Consider the following 14,042-nt stretch of genomic DNA (forward strand, 5'->3'; position numbering starts at 1 on the left):
TGCGGTGGGTCAGTTGGCATAAAGGCGACTGACCCACCGCATTCGCGAGCAAGCCCGCTCCCACAGGAGGATAAATCAGGCCTGCACGGCCAGGCCGTACTCGGCCGAGGCGTCTTGCAGCCACAACCACCAGTAGTCCGAGAAGCTGCGACGGATCAGCAGTTCCCAGGTGTCTTCAGCGGTGTGACGGATCATCAGTTGCGACTTGGCGAACACCGTGCCGACCGCCTTGCCCACCGGGAAGTTGTTCGGGTGCACGTCGTAGCTGGTGGACTTCATCAGCACCTGGCGCACGTTCGGGCCGCTCAGTTCGAGGATCTGCTGGCCGCCGCTGACGTTGACGATCTGGATGTGCAAGTCGCCCAGCGCTTCGCGCAGTTTCTGCTCGGCAGCGAACTCTTCACCTGTCGGCACGATCAGCAGCCACTCGTCCGGACCCATCCACTGCAGGCTGGTTTCGCCCTTGACGATGACGGTCAAGGCGCCCGGCAGTTCGATGCCCAGGGCCTTGTGCACGCCGGCAGCGAAGGCTGCGTCATGGCCGTCGCCACGAATCGTCAAATGGCCGAGGAGTTTTTTCTCGCGCACGATCACGCCGGCGCTCTTGCGACCCTTGCCCACCAGGCTGGCGAGGTCGGCATGATGCAGCGACGACTCGGCCTTGGCCCCGGTGGTTGGGCGTTGTTGGTACACATTGGCTGCGGTCATAAAGCACCCTTTCCTGAATTCTGTTCTGCTGTGGGTTCCAACCTTGTGGTGGCTGTTCTGCCGCCTTCGCGAGCAAGCCCGCTCCCACATTGATTGCTGCCTGACTCAAGTTCCCTTGGCGACTTTGATCCTGTGGGAGCGGGCTTGCTCGCGAATCGATCTGACGACTCGGTGCAGCTGACACCCACAGGACCCAGCCCCTTAAACGTTCTGGCGTTCACCCTTCGGATCGAAGAACACCGAAGACACAATCTCCGCCTCGATCACGCTGCCATCCGCCAACGGTGCGAACACCCGCTCGCCCATGCGGTTGAGGCCGCCCTTGACCACGCCCATGGCAAACGAGTAGCCCAGGGAGTTGTGCGCGTAGCTGGAGGTGACGTGACCGACCATGGTCATCGGGATCGCCTGCTTGGTGTTGAACACCAGTTGCGCGCCTTCCGGCAGCCATTTGTTCGGGTCGACCGGCTTGAGGCCCACCAGTTGCTTGCGCTGGTCACGCACGCAGTCTTCGCGGTTCATGCCACGCTGGCCGATCCACGAGAACGGCTTGGTGCGACCTACACACCAGCCCATGTTCAGGTCGTCCGGGGTCATCGATGCGTCGGTGTCCTGACCCACGATGATGAAGCCCTTCTCGGCGCGCAGTACGTGCATGGTTTCGGTGCCGTACGGGGTCAGGTTGTACTTCTTGCCGGCCTCGACAATCTGCTCCAGAACACCCATCGCATAGTCGGCCTGCACGTTGACTTCGTACGACAGTTCACCGGTGAACGAAATCCGGAACACCCGCGCCGGCACACCGCCCACCAGGCCTTCTTTCCAGGTCATGAACGGGAAGCCGTCCTTGTCCAGGTCAATGTCGGTGACTTCGCTGAGCAGCTTGCGGCTGTTCGGGCCGGACAGGGTCATGGTGGCCCAGTGATCGGTCACGGAAGTGAAGTACACCTTCAGCTCCGGCCACTCGGTCTGGTGGTACAGCTCCAGCCACTGCAGCACGCGGGCCGCACCGCCGGTGGTGGTGGTCATGACGAAGTGGTTGTCGGCCAGGCACGCCGTCACCCCGTCGTCGAAGACCATGCCGTCTTCCTTGCACATCAGGCCGTAGCGCGCCTTGCCCACGTCGAGCTTGGTCCAGGCATTGGTGTAGACGCGGTTGAGGAATTCGCGAGCGTCCGGGCCCTGGATGTCGATCTTGCCCAGGGTCGAGGCGTCCAGCAGGCCGACGCTGTCACGCACCGCCTTGCATTCGCGCTTGACCGCCGCGTGCATGTCTTCACCGTTTTTCGGGAAGTACCACGGACGTTTCCACTGGCCGACATCCTCGAATTCGGCGCCGTTTTTCAGGTGCCAGTGATGCAGCGCGGTGTAGCGAACCGGTTCGAAGATGTGCCCACAGTGACGGCCGGCCACGGCGCCGAAGGTGATCGGCGTGTAGTTCGGGCGGAACATGGTGGTGCCCATCTGCGGGATGGTCACGTTCAGCGAGCGGGCGGCAATGGCCAGGCCGTTGACGTTGCCCAGCTTGCCCTGATCGGTGCCGAAGCCCAGGGCGGTGTAGCGCTTGACGTGCTCGACCGACTCGAAGCCTTCGCGGGTCGCCAGCTCGATGCCACCCGCCGTGACGTCGTTCTGGAAGTCGACGAACTGCTTCGGCGCACGGGCAGAGTTCTTCTCGTGTGGCACCTGGAACAGCGCCAGGGTCGGCTCTTCCAGACGGCTCAGGGCCTTGGGCAAGGTGCCTTCGACCACACCGAAACCCGCTTCGCTGGCCGCGCGAGCACCGCCCTCGAAACCATCGGCCAGGGAGTCGCCGAGGCCGTAGACGCCGTTGATGCCACCAACGCAGACGCGTTTCTGCGGCGCTTCACCGGGTACGAAACCGAGGATGTCTTCACGCCAGATCGGCTTGCCGCCCAGGTGCGAAGCCAGGTGCACCACCGGGCTGTAACCGCCGGAGCTGGCAATCAGGTCGCAATCGAGCCATTCGCCCGGGCTGGTCACGGCGTGGGCCTTGACGTCGATCGCAGCGACGCGGGCGGCTGTGACACGCTTGGTGCCACGCGCCTCGATCACGGCGCTGCCGGTCAGGATGCGGATGCCCTTGGCGCGCGCTTCTTCGACCAGCGCACCGCGCGGGTTGCTGCGGGCGTCGGCGATGGCAACCACTTGCAGGCTGGCGTCGAGCCAATCCAGGGCCACGCGGTAGGCGTGATCGTTGTTGGTGGACAGCACCAGCTTTTTGCCCGGTGCCACGCCGTAACGGCGCACATAAGTCGACACGGCGCCGGCCAGCATGTTGCCCGGCACGTCGTTGTTGCCGTAGACCAGTGGACGCTCGTGGGCGCCGGTGGCCAGGACCACGCGCTTGGCGCGCACCCGGTGAATGCGCTGGCGCACCTGGCCGATCGGCGCGCGATCGCCGAGGTGATCGGTCAGGCGTTCGTGAATGGTCAGGAAGTTATGGTCGTGGTAGCCGTTGACCGTGGCACGTGGCAACAGCAGCACGTCCGGGGTGTTCTTCAATTCGGCAACGACGCTCGCGACCCATTCCACCGCTGGCTTGCCGTCGAGGCTTTCGCGGGAATCGAGCAGGCTGCCGCCGAACTCTTCCTGCTCATCGGCGAGGATCACCCGGGCGCCGCTGCGCGCAGCCGCCAGTGCAGCGGCGAGACCGGCAGGGCCTGCGCCGACGATCAGCACGTCGCAGTGCTGGTTCATGTAGTCGTAGGTGTCCGGGTCGTTCTCGGTCGGCGAGCGACCCAGGCCGGCGGCCTTGCGGATGTACTTCTCGTAGGTCATCCAGAACGATTGCGGGTACATGAAGGTTTTGTAGTAGAAACCCGGTGGCATCAGCTTGCCGCCGACCTTGCCGAGAATCCCCATCATGTCGTTGTTCACGCTCGGCCAGCCGTTGGTGCTGGTGGCGACCAGGCCCTGGTACAGCGCCTGTTGCGTGGCGCGCACGTTGGGGATCTGCGTGGCTTCGGTGGCGCCGATCTGCAGCACCGCGTTCGGCTCTTCGGAGCCTGCCGCGAAAATGCCGCGAGGGCGGGAATACTTGAAACTGCGACCGATGATGTCAACGCCATTGGCCAGCAGTGCGGCGGCCAGGGAGTCGCCTTCGAAGCCTTTGTAGCTCTGGCCGTTGAAGGTGAAGCTCAGGACTTTGTTGCGGTCGATCCGTCCGCCGTTGGACAGGCGATTGATCTGGCTCATACCTTTTCTCCCAGAGCCGTGGTGGCCGCTTTCGGGCTGTCGGTCTTGTCGGTGAACTGTGGCTTGGCGCCGATCTTGTAGGTCTCGAAGATCTCGTAGGTCACGGTGTCGCGCGTCACGTTGAAATACTGGCGGCAACCGGCGACGTGGTCCCACAGCTCATGGTGCAGGCCGCGCGGGTTGTCGCGGAAGAACATGTACTCGCCCCACTCCGCGTCGGTGCAGCTGTTGGGGTCCAGTGGGCGCGGGATGTGCGCCTGGCCGGATGCGTGGAATTCCTCTTCGGAGCGCAGTTCGCCGCAGTGAGGACAGAAGATGTGCAACATGGGATTTCTCCTGTTAGTGGGCGACGGCAGCAGCGCCGTGTTCGTCGATGAGGGCGCCACTGTGGAAGCGGTCGATGGAAAACGGTGCGGCCAGGGGGTGCATTTCACCCTTGGCCAGGCTGGCGGCAAACACGTTGCCCGAGCCCGGAGTGGCCTTGAAGCCACCGGTGCCCCAACCGCAGTTGAAGAACATGTTCGGCACCGGGGTTTTCGAGATGATCGGGCAGGCGTCCGGGGTGGTGTCGACGATGCCGCCCCACTGCCGGTTCATGCGCACCCGCGACAGAACCGGGAACATCTCGACGATGGCCTGGATGGTGTGCTCGATCACCGGGTACGAACCGCGCTGGCCGTAGCCGTTGTAACCGTCGATACCGGCGCCGATCACCAGGTCACCCTTGTCGGACTGGCTGATGTAACCGTGCACGGCGTTGGACATGATCACGCTGTCGATGATCGGCTTGATCGGCTCGGACACCAGCGCTTGCAGCGGATGGGATTCGACCGGCAGGCGGAAGCCCGCGAGCTTGGCCATGTGCCCGGAGTTACCGGCCGTCACTACGCCAACGCGCTTGCCGCCGATGAAGCCCTTGTTGGTTTCGACACCGATGCACACGCCGTTTTCCTTGCGGAAACCGATCACTTCGGTCTGCTGGATCAGGTCCACGCCCAGGGCGTCGGCGGCCCGGGCAAAGCCCCAGGCCACGGCATCGTGACGGGCCACGCCGCCGCGACGCTGGACGGTGGCGCCCATCACCGGGTAGCGGGTGTTTTTCGAGCAATCCAGGTACGGGATCTCGTCGGCGACCTGCTTGGCATCGAGCAGTTCGCCGTCCACGCCGTTGAGGCGGTTGGCGCTGACCCGACGCTCGGAATCACGGATGTCCTGCAGTGTGTGGCACAGGTTATAGACGCCGCGCTGGGAGAACATCACGTTGTAGTTCAGGTCCTGGGACAGGCCTTCCCACAGTTTCATCGCGTGCTCGTAAAGGTGCGCCGACTCGTCCCACAGGTAGTTGGAACGCACGATGGTGGTGTTGCGCGCGGTGTTGCCACCGCCCAGCCAGCCTTTCTCGACCACGGCCACGTTGGTGATGCCGTGTTCCTTGGCCAGGTAGTAAGCCGTGGCCAGACCGTGCCCGCCACCGCCGACGATGATCACGTCATAGACTTTTTTCGGCGTCGGCGTGCGCCACATGCGCTGCCAGTTTTCGTGATGGCTCAGAGAGTGCTTGAAGAGGCCGAAGCCCGAATAGCGTTGCATAGTCATTTACTCCAAAACCGCACTCAGCGATAAACCGGAAAGTCCGCGCACAGGGCCGAGACCTGCTCGGCGACATTGGCCTCGACATCGGCATCGCCGAGGTTGTCGAGGATGTCGCAGATCCAGCCGGCCAGCGTGACGCACTGGGTCACCTTGAAACCGCGCGTGGTCACCGCCGGGGTGCCGATGCGCAGACCGGACGTGACGAACGGCGACTGTGGATCATTCGGCACGGCGTTCTTGTTCACGGTGATGTGCGCACGGCCGAGCGCGGCGTCGGCGTCTTTACCGGTGAGCCCCTGGCGGATCAGGCTGACCAGGAACAGGTGGTTGTCGGTGCCGCCGGACACTACATCGTAGCCGCGCTTGATGAAGACGCCGGCCATGGCCTGGGCGTTGTCGATCACTTGCTGCTGGTAAGCCTTGAAGCCAGGCTCCAGCGCTTCCTTGAAGCACACCGCCTTGCCGGCGATCACGTGCATCAGCGGGCCGCCCTGGGCGCCGGGGAAGACTGCCGCGTTGAGCTTCTTCTCGATCTCTTCGTTGGACTTGGCCAGGATCAGCCCGCCACGCGGACCGCGCAGGGTCTTGTGGGTGGTGGTGGTGACCACGTCGGCGTAGGGCAGCGGGTTCGGGTACAGACCGGCGGCGACCAGACCGGCCACGTGGGCCATGTCGACGAACAGCAGCGCACCCACCTTGTCGGCGATCTGACGGAAACGCGGGAAGTCCAGGGTCTTGGAGTAGGCGGAGAAACCCGCAACGATCATCTTCGGCTTGCATTCAACGGCCAGACGCTCGACTTCGTCGTAGTCGATCAAACCGGTCTTGGTGTCGATGCCGTACTGCACGGCGTTGTACAGCTTGCCCGAGGACGACACCTTGGCGCCGTGGGTCAGGTGACCGCCGTGGGCCAGGCTCATGCCCAGGATGGTGTCACCGGCCTGCAGCAGCGCCAGATAGACGGCGCTGTTGGCCGAGGAGCCGGAGTGTGGCTGGACGTTGGCGTAATCGGCGCCGAACAGTTGCTTGGCGCGTTCGATGGCCAGCGCTTCAACCTTGTCCACGTGCTCGCAGCCACCGTAGTAGCGCTTGCCCGGGTAACCTTCGGCGTATTTGTTGGTCAGGCCGCTGCCCTGCGCCTGCATGACGCGCTTGCTGGTGTAGTTCTCCGACGCGATCAGCTCGATGTGATCTTCCTGACGTTGCTCCTCGGCATTCATCGCCGCCAGCAGTGCATCGTCGTAACCCTGGATCTGGTCTTGCTTGCTGAACATCGCGTCTCTCCCAGCGGCATCTGTGCGCCATTCGTCTCGGTGAGGCAGCAGCTTTTCGGCCCTGCCCTTTGAATGCGATGGTATGACCGGCTTCGACAGGTCAAATGCCTACGCACGCCACGCAAAGGCGCGTTTACGACATGGTTTGATCCGGCAGCGCAAAACCCTGTGGGAGCGGGCTTGCTCGCGAATGCGGTGTGTCAGTTGCCTCAATGTCGACTGACCCGCCGCATTCGCGAGCAAGCCTGCTCCCACAAGGGTTATGCGGCGATCGTGCGCACGAGTAGCAGAAGAAGAAAATGCCCCGGATACAGCGCATACGCCCAGCGCCGCATCGGTGGTGGTTTTACGCCTTGGGCATGTCGCAACAGGAACAGTCCCAGCCATGGCGCAAACAGACACGTGGCAAACCCCAACATCGCGACCCCATTGCCCAATCGCATGGAGTAAACCAGCACCTCCCACTGATTGCCCGCCAGGCACACCAGCCCCGGCAACAGGCTGAAATACCAGGGACGCCGGATCACCAACAGCATCGCCAGCGGTAGCAGTACCCCAAAGAAGCCAAACATCAGCCGGTCGGTAAACAACGCCGCGAGCACCACGGCCGCTGCCGCCACCAGCCGCGATTGCAGCGTCGGGAACCGCCAGCCCCGGGCCACCAGCAACCCCAAGGCCAGCGTGGGCATCACATTCAAGGTGTCGGGGTCGGGCATGAACAGACGATAGGGAATTTCACTGACGGTGCTGAACACCAGCAGCCAGCCCAGGTAGGGCCACGAGTGGTTTACCGCCTGGGCACGCGAGACATTGGCCGCCATCGCCAGGCAGAACCAGGGGAACGCCAGCCGTCCCGGCACATACAGCCAATCGGCGGAGAAACCGACATATCGCAGGTGATCGAGCACCATGCTCAGCAGCGCCAGCCACTTGAGCAGATCAAGTGCCCCATCCCTGTGCGTCATGTGCATAATTGCCCGTCGTCCTTGAATTTTTTTGTCTGACGCATCCTGTGTGCTCCCCGGATGATCTTCGGTAAAGTGCGCACCATCAATGACCACGAGACGCTTCACCATAGGCGTCTCGACCACGGAAAGCAGGGCCATGACCGACAAGAGCCAACAATTCGCCAGCGACAACTATTCCGGTATCTGCCCTGAAGCCTGGGCGGCCATGGAACAGGCCAACCATGGCCATCAGCGCGCCTACGGTGACGATGAATGGACCGCCCGGGCGTCCGATCAATTCCGCAAACTGTTCGAAACCGACTGCGAGGTGTTCTTCGCCTTCAACGGCACCGCCGCCAACTCGCTGGCCCTGTCGTCGCTGTGCCAGAGTTACCACAGCGTGATCTGCTCGGAAACCGCCCACGTCGAAACCGACGAATGCGGTGCGCCGGAGTTCTTCTCCAACGGCTCCAAGCTGCTGATCGCCGGTACCGAAAACGGCAAGCTGACCCCGGAGTCGATCCGCGAAGTGGCCCTCAAGCGCCAGGACATCCACTACCCGAAACCGCGTGTCGTGACCCTGACCCAGGCCACCGAAGTCGGCAGCGTCTACACCCCGGAAGAAATCCGCGCCATCAGCGCCACCTGCAAGGAGCTGGGCCTGAACCTGCACATGGACGGCGCCCGTTTCTCCAACGCCTGCGCCTACCTGGGCTGCACGCCCGCCGACCTGACCTGGAAGGCCGGCGTCGACGTGCTGTGCTTTGGCGGCACGAAAAACGGCATGGCGGTGGGTGAAGCCATTCTGTTCTTCAACCACAAGCTGGCCGAGGACTTCGACTACCGCTGCAAGCAGGCCGGGCAACTGGCGTCGAAAATGCGCTTCCTCTCGGCGCCGTGGGTCGGCATCCTGGAAAACGACGCCTGGCTCAAATACGCCCGCCACGCCAATCACTGCGCGCAATTGCTCGCCGAGCTGGTCAGCGATATCCCCGGCGTGGAACTGATGTTCCCGGTGCAGGCCAACGGCGTGTTCCTGCAACTCTCGGAGCCGGCCATTGCCGCCCTGACCGCCAAGGGCTGGCGCTTCTACACCTTCATCGGCAAGGGCGGCGCACGCTTCATGTGCTCTTGGGACACCGAGGAAGAACGCGTGCGTGAACTGGCGGCGGATATCCGCGAGGTGATGTCCCGCTGACCCCTAGGACCTGTAGGAGCTGGCTCGCCAGCTCCTACAGGTCAACGCGTGGTCTACAGTGTTCTGCGACCTGCATCGATAACAACAATCAGGAGCATGCGCATGTCACTGCAAGGAAAAACCCTGTTCATCACCGGCGCCAGCCGCGGGATCGGCCGCGAGATCGCCCTGCGTGCCGCGCGCGATGGCGCCAATATCGTGATTGCGGCCAAGAGTGCCGAGCCACACGCCAAATTGCCGGGCACCATCTTCAGCGTGGCCGAGGAAGTCGAGTCGGCGGGAGGCCGGGCGCTGGCCCTGCAGTTGGATGTGCGTGACGAGGTCGCGGTGCATCAGGCCCTGGCCAGGGCCCATGAGCATTTCGGCGCGATCGATGCGCTGGTCAACAACGCCGGCGCCATCAAGCTGACCGGGGTCCAGCACCTGGAACTCAAGCGCTTCGACCTGATGCACCAGATCAACACCCGCGCCGTGCTGCTGTGCAGCCAGGCGGCGCTGCCCTACCTGAAGCAGTCAGCCGGACACATCCTCAATCTGTCGCCCCCGCTGAACCTCGACACCCGCTGGTTCGCCCAGTACAGCCCCTATACCGTGACCAAATACGGCATGAGCATGCTGACCCTGGGCATGAGCGAGGAATTCAGGAATTACGGCATCAGCGTCAACTCGTTGTGGCCGCAGACCATGATCGCCACGGCGGCCATCGAGTTTCAGCTGGGCTCGCGGGAGTCGTTCAAGCACGCCAGGACGCCGGCGATCATGGCGGATGCCGCGCATGTGATCCTGAGCAGCACAGGTCGCAGCATTTCCGGGCGGCTGCTGGTCGATGAGGCAATACTGAGAGAGCACGGAGCCACCGACTTCGAACACTACCGGTTCGCCCCCGACAGCGACGACAAACTGATGCCGGACCTGTTCATCGACTGAACACATTCCCCTGTAGGAGCGAGCATGCTCGCGATGGACGTCAACGATAACGCTGGCAGCCTGACACCCCGCGGCGTGCTCAGGTTCATCGCGAGCATGCTCGCTCCTACAGAGACGGATTTTGCAGCCGTCAAAACTCGATCCGCACATCCCCCTTCGGCACGCTGCAGCACGACAGGATGTACCCCTCGGCCTCGTCTTCCTCGGTGATGCCGCCGTTGTGCTCCATTTCGACTTCGCCACCGAGCTTCAACACCTTGCACGTGCCGCAGATGCCCATCCCGCAGGCCTTGGGAATCAGCAGCCCGACCTTGGCCGCTGCGGCGTGCACGGTCTCGCCCGGGGCCACGCGGATGCTCTTGCCGGAGGCGATGAATTCCACCTGATGCAGGTCCGCCGCATCGACTTCCGGAGCGTCAGCGGCCTGTTCGGCCTGTTCCACGGCATCAGCACGGGCTTCGGGAGGCGTGGCACCGAAGGATTCCTCGTGATACCGCTTCATGTCGAAGCCCACCGACTCGAGCATGCGCTTGACGGCGTTCATGTACGGCGTAGGGCCGCAGCAGAACACTTCGCGCTCCATGAAGTCCGGTGTCATGAGCTCGAGCATCTTGTGGTTCAGGTAACCGCGATAGCCGGCCCATGGTTCACCCAGCCCGTGCTTCTCGCAGATCAGGTGCAGGCTGAAGTTGTCGATTCGCGACGCCATGTGCTCCAGCTCGCGGTGGTAAATGATGTCCTTGGGGGAACGGGCGCTGTGGATGAACACCATGTCGACATTGCCGTTGGTGTCGTAGAACCAGCGGGCCATGGACATGCAAGGGGTGATCCCGACGCCGCCGCTGAGGTACAGCACTTTGGGTGCAGGGAAATCGATGGCGTTGAAAAGCCCGACCGGCCCGTGCACCGCCAGCTCCTGGCCTTCGTGCAGGGTGTCGTGCAACCAGTTCGAGACCTTGCCGCCCGGTACGCGCTTGATCGTCACCGAGAAGCTGTAGGGCACCGACGGTGAGCTGGAAATGGTGTACGAGCGCATGATCGGCTGCCCTTCGATCTCCAGCTCCAGGGTGACGAACTGACCCGGCTTGAAGAAGAACATGATCGGCTGATCGGCCATGAAGCAGAAGGTGCGCACATCCCAGGTTTCCTGGATGACTTTGACGCAACGGACGATGTGCCGACCATTGGCCCAGGTCTGGGTGGTTACCGGGTTCAGGAAGTTGTTGGACATGCTGTTCTCCGTAGCCGATGGTCGGCCTGATGGTGGCGATTCTGCGTATAGCGCGAACCGCCCATTTACCTATCAGCGACATTCACATACTTATCGCGACCAGCCCCCAACTGCCGGGGGTTGCGCGTCGGGAACAGATTGGGCCATGTCGCCCATGGATAAGGTTGCGAGTAACGCCGGCCCCACACTCGCCCCATACCAAGACAGCACCTTTACACCTTGCGTAGCAACCCTGATTAGCCACTTTCGCCGGCCACATAGATGGCCATGAGGATTCAACGATGACCGTCACCACTACCCTGAGCCTGGGCGATCCGCTGGAACCCGCACGCAAGGCCACCGCGCAGATGCTGCAGGAGCGCGAGCGTACTTTCTCGCTCCCGCAGCCCTTCTATTCCGATGATCGCCTGTTCGATATCGACATGCAGGAGATCTTCCAGAAAGAGTGGCTGATCGCCGGTATGACCTGCGAGATCCCGGCCAAGGGCAACTACCTGACCCTGCAGATCGGCAAGAACCCGATCATCGTGATCCGGGGCGCCGAAGGCGTGGTTCACGCCTTTCACAACGTCTGCCGTCACCGTGGCTCGCGCCTGTGCACCAGCGACAAGGGCAAGGTCGCCAAACTGGTCTGCCACTATCACCAGTGGACCTACGAGCTCGATGGTCGCCTGCTGTTCGCCGGCACCGAAATGGGCGCCGACTTCGACATGAAGCAGTACGGCCTCAAACCGGTGAATGTGAAAACCGCTGGCGGCTACATCTTCATCAGCCTGGCGGAAAACCCACCGGCCATCGATGACTTCCTGTCGACGCTCAGCCATTACATGGAACCGTACGACATGGAGAACACCAAGGTGGCGGTGCAAACCACCTTGATGGAAAAGGCCAACTGGAAGCTTGTTCTGGAGAACAACCGCGAGTGCTACCACTGCAACGCGTCGCACCCGGAACTGCTGAAAACCCTGCTGGAGTGGGACGACGTCACCGACCCGCGCGCCGACCAGGCGTTCAAGGACCACGTCGCCGCCTCCGCCGCCGCCTGGGAAGCCGAGAAGATCCCTTACGCTCACGCCAGCTTCGGCCTGCGTAACCGCATCGTGCGCATGCCGCTGCTCAAGGGCACCGTGTCGATGACCCTGGACGGCAAACAGGGCTGCGCCAAACTCATGGGCCGCATCAAGAACCCGGACCTGGGTTCGATGCGCATCCTGCACCTGCCGCATTCGTGGAACCACTGCATGGGCGACCACATCATCGTCTTCACCGTGTGGCCGATCAGCGCTCAGGAAACCATGGTCACCACCAAGTGGATCGTGCACAAGGACGCGGTCGAAGGCGTGGACTACGACGTGGAGCGCATGCGCCAGGTCTGGGACGCCACCAACGACCAGGACCGTCGCCTGGCCGAAGAGAACCAGCGCGGCATCAACTCCACGGCTTATCAGCCTGGCCCTTACTCCAAGACCTATGAGTTCGGTGTGGTCAATTTTGTGGACTGGTACAGCGAGCGCCTGCTGAGCAACCTCGGTGCCGAGCCTGCGCCGTACCTCAAAGGGGTACCGGTTCAGGGCTGACACTACCCTTGTAGAAGCGAGGAAGACGCCTGGTTCTTGCTCGCTCCTACAAGTTCTGTACAAATTTTGATCTACCGCGTTTAACGCCACACACTCCGGGGCTTCCCGCCCTCCGCGAACAAGTTATCCACATCTACATCCACAGCAAATGGGGACAACTGTGGATTCAACGCCCACTTTATCCGCAAAAACCAAAGAAAATCCGTGACTTATCCAAAAGCCCCGCTTTGGATAATGGCTGGTCGTTTTTTGATCTAAACCCTGCAAGCCAGTATCTGCAAGCCCTGTAGCTGATCGCGAACACCTTATCCACAGAAGCGCCAACAGACTTTGGGGGCAACTTGCGCACGGCTGTGGAAAACCGCTTAAAGACGGGGAAAACAAGGGTTCCCAGCACTTTGACAGGGGCAGAATCCAGATATGGTTACTTTTTAACCAAGTCTTCGAAGGCCTTGTTTTACAAGGCCTTCAGGAGAGAGCGAACATCTTATCCACAGATGCGCCAACAGAGATTGGGGGCAACTTTCGCCGCCAACCTGGGGAAAAAGTCCGTGAAAACCGTGACTTAGACTGGTCAATTTTCGTACGAAGGCCTGCAGGGCTTGATTTTCGTGGCGTTGCATGAAGGGCGAACATGTTATCCACAGAAGCGCTAACAGGGTTTGTGGGTAACCACCTGCTCCCGCAGGGATTTGTTCAGGTTTCAGACCGGTGCATCAGGTAGGCCTCACCCGTGACCCGGATCATTGGATGGGGAGTGATCTGACACCTGTCGACGATGCGAAAGCCATGTCGCTCGTAAAAGCGCCGGGCGCCGGCATTGGCGGCGTAATCGATCAGACTCAGCCCCTTGAGGCCAAGCCGGTTGGCACGCTCATGGGCATGGTCGAGAAAGTGCTTGCCCAGCCCCTGGCTGCGCCATCCTTCATGCAGCGCCAGGCTGGAAATGTACAGGGTGTCAGGGATTTCCATGTCGGCGTAGGGCGCCAGTACCGGGTCGGTGGTCGGTTCGGCCAGCGGGTCGTGGCGCATGGCATAGCTGTGCATCATGCCGATGACCTGGCCATCGGCCTCGGCAATCAGGCAGTTCTGGTACGAGAAATTCACATCGTCACGGGCATAGCGCAGCGCCCCCACATCCAACAGGTCCTGGCTGGGAGCGGCGATCTGGCTCCAGATGTAATCGGCGGCTCCTTCGGAGGAAATCTGGAACAGACGGGCAATCTCCCGCGCATCCGCGCGGGTGGCCGGACGAAATTCAACGGTCATTGTTTTCTCTTGGTCTTGAATGAACACAGGGCTCTGTGGGAGCGGGCTTGCTCGCGAAAGCGGTGGGTCAGCTGACATAAAAGTCGCCTGACCCACTGC

The 14,042-nt window shown here is 62.1% G+C and carries 11 protein-coding genes; 3 read left to right on the plus strand and 8 right to left on the minus strand.

All coding sequences use genetic code 11. From position 1 onward, the window contains the following. Window positions 1-75 precede the first annotated feature (75 nt). From QIW53_RS26925 to QIW53_RS26950, 6 genes are all read right to left on the minus strand, one after another. Window positions 76-708: a sarcosine oxidase subunit gamma gene (locus tag QIW53_RS26925; RefSeq protein ID WP_371052636.1), complete on the minus strand. Its 633-nt coding sequence runs from the start codon at window positions 706-708 to the stop codon at window positions 76-78. A gap of 201 nt (window positions 709-909) precedes the next feature. After that, window positions 910-3,927, minus strand: a complete 3,018-nt coding sequence (locus QIW53_RS26930) for a sarcosine oxidase subunit alpha (RefSeq protein ID WP_371052637.1) — start codon at window positions 3,925-3,927, stop codon at window positions 910-912. Continuing rightward, complete coding sequence (locus QIW53_RS26935) at window positions 3,924-4,253, minus strand: sarcosine oxidase subunit delta (RefSeq protein ID WP_371052638.1); 330 nt, start codon at window positions 4,251-4,253, stop codon at window positions 3,924-3,926. The genes QIW53_RS26930 and QIW53_RS26935 overlap by 4 nt, the downstream gene beginning before the upstream one ends. A gap of 13 nt (window positions 4,254-4,266) precedes the next feature. Then, a complete protein-coding gene (locus tag QIW53_RS26940; RefSeq protein WP_371052639.1) occupies window positions 4,267-5,517 on the minus strand; it encodes a sarcosine oxidase subunit beta in 1,251 nt (416 codons plus the stop codon). 23 nt (window positions 5,518-5,540) lie between these two features. After that, the gene (gene glyA, locus QIW53_RS26945) at window positions 5,541-6,794 is read right to left on the minus strand and encodes a serine hydroxymethyltransferase (protein ID WP_371052640.1); all 1,254 of its coding nucleotides are present in this window, start codon (window positions 6,792-6,794) and stop codon (window positions 5,541-5,543) included. A 260-nt stretch (window positions 6,795-7,054) separates the two neighbouring features. Further along, entirely contained in the window at window positions 7,055-7,765 is a 711-nt protein-coding gene (locus QIW53_RS26950; RefSeq protein WP_371052645.1) for a TraX family protein, read from the minus strand. Window positions 7,766-7,898: 133 nt separating this feature from the next. Between QIW53_RS26950 and QIW53_RS26955 the strand changes: the two genes are divergently transcribed. Both QIW53_RS26955 and QIW53_RS26960 read left to right on the plus strand, forming a co-directional pair. Next, on the plus strand, window positions 7,899-8,939 hold the full coding sequence (locus QIW53_RS26955) for a threonine aldolase family protein (RefSeq protein WP_371052641.1): 1,041 nt from the start codon (window positions 7,899-7,901) through the stop codon (window positions 8,937-8,939). A 102-nt stretch (window positions 8,940-9,041) separates the two neighbouring features. After that, window positions 9,042-9,866 carry an SDR family oxidoreductase gene (locus QIW53_RS26960; RefSeq protein ID WP_371052642.1) on the plus strand — a complete coding sequence of 275 codons (825 nt, stop codon included), beginning with the start codon at window positions 9,042-9,044 and terminating at the stop codon, window positions 9,864-9,866. 130 nt (window positions 9,867-9,996) lie between these two features. Here QIW53_RS26960 and gbcB read toward each other — a convergent pair whose 3' ends face one another. After that, window positions 9,997-11,097: a glycine-betaine demethylase subunit GbcB gene (gene gbcB, locus QIW53_RS26965; RefSeq protein ID WP_192306650.1), complete on the minus strand. Its 1,101-nt coding sequence runs from the start codon at window positions 11,095-11,097 to the stop codon at window positions 9,997-9,999. Window positions 11,098-11,378: 281 nt separating this feature from the next. Between gbcB and gbcA the strand changes: the two genes are divergently transcribed. After that, a complete protein-coding gene (gbcA, locus tag QIW53_RS26970; RefSeq protein WP_371052643.1) occupies window positions 11,379-12,674 on the plus strand; it encodes a glycine-betaine demethylase subunit GbcA in 1,296 nt (431 codons plus the stop codon). Between the two features lie 696 nt (window positions 12,675-13,370). Here gbcA and QIW53_RS26975 read toward each other — a convergent pair. Then, window positions 13,371-13,943, minus strand: a complete 573-nt coding sequence (locus tag QIW53_RS26975) for a GNAT family N-acetyltransferase (RefSeq protein ID WP_371052644.1) — start codon at window positions 13,941-13,943, stop codon at window positions 13,371-13,373. Between the last annotated feature and the right edge of the window lie 99 nt (window positions 13,944-14,042).

The organism is Pseudomonas fluorescens, from assembly GCF_041354075.1.
GTDB lineage: Bacteria > Pseudomonadota > Gammaproteobacteria > Pseudomonadales > Pseudomonadaceae > Aquipseudomonas > Aquipseudomonas fluorescens_CE.

Excerpts from the sequence above, each read along its gene's own strand:
- QIW53_RS26930 (WP_371052637.1), bottom strand. The coding sequence starts at position 3,927 with ATGAGCCAGATCAATCGCCTGTCCAACGGCGGACGGATCGACCGCAAC.
- QIW53_RS26950 (WP_371052645.1), bottom strand. The coding sequence starts at position 7,765 with ATGCACATGACGCACAGGGATGGGGCACTTGATCTGCTCAAGTGGCTG.
- gbcA (WP_371052643.1), top strand. The coding sequence starts at position 11,379 with ATGACCGTCACCACTACCCTGAGCCTGGGCGATCCGCTGGAACCCGCA.
- QIW53_RS26975 (WP_371052644.1), bottom strand. The coding sequence starts at position 13,943 with ATGACCGTTGAATTTCGTCCGGCCACCCGCGCGGATGCGCGGGAGATT.
- QIW53_RS26935 (WP_371052638.1), bottom strand. The coding sequence starts at position 4,253 with ATGTTGCACATCTTCTGTCCTCACTGCGGCGAACTGCGCTCCGAAGAG.
- QIW53_RS26940 (WP_371052639.1), bottom strand. The coding sequence starts at position 5,517 with ATGCAACGCTATTCGGGCTTCGGCCTCTTCAAGCACTCTCTGAGCCAT.
- QIW53_RS26925 (WP_371052636.1), bottom strand. The coding sequence starts at position 708 with ATGACCGCAGCCAATGTGTACCAACAACGCCCAACCACCGGGGCCAAG.
- QIW53_RS26955 (WP_371052641.1), top strand. The coding sequence starts at position 7,899 with ATGACCGACAAGAGCCAACAATTCGCCAGCGACAACTATTCCGGTATC.
- glyA (WP_371052640.1), bottom strand. The coding sequence starts at position 6,794 with ATGTTCAGCAAGCAAGACCAGATCCAGGGTTACGACGATGCACTGCTG.
- gbcB (WP_192306650.1), bottom strand. The coding sequence starts at position 11,097 with ATGTCCAACAACTTCCTGAACCCGGTAACCACCCAGACCTGGGCCAAT.
- QIW53_RS26960 (WP_371052642.1), top strand. The coding sequence starts at position 9,042 with ATGTCACTGCAAGGAAAAACCCTGTTCATCACCGGCGCCAGCCGCGGG.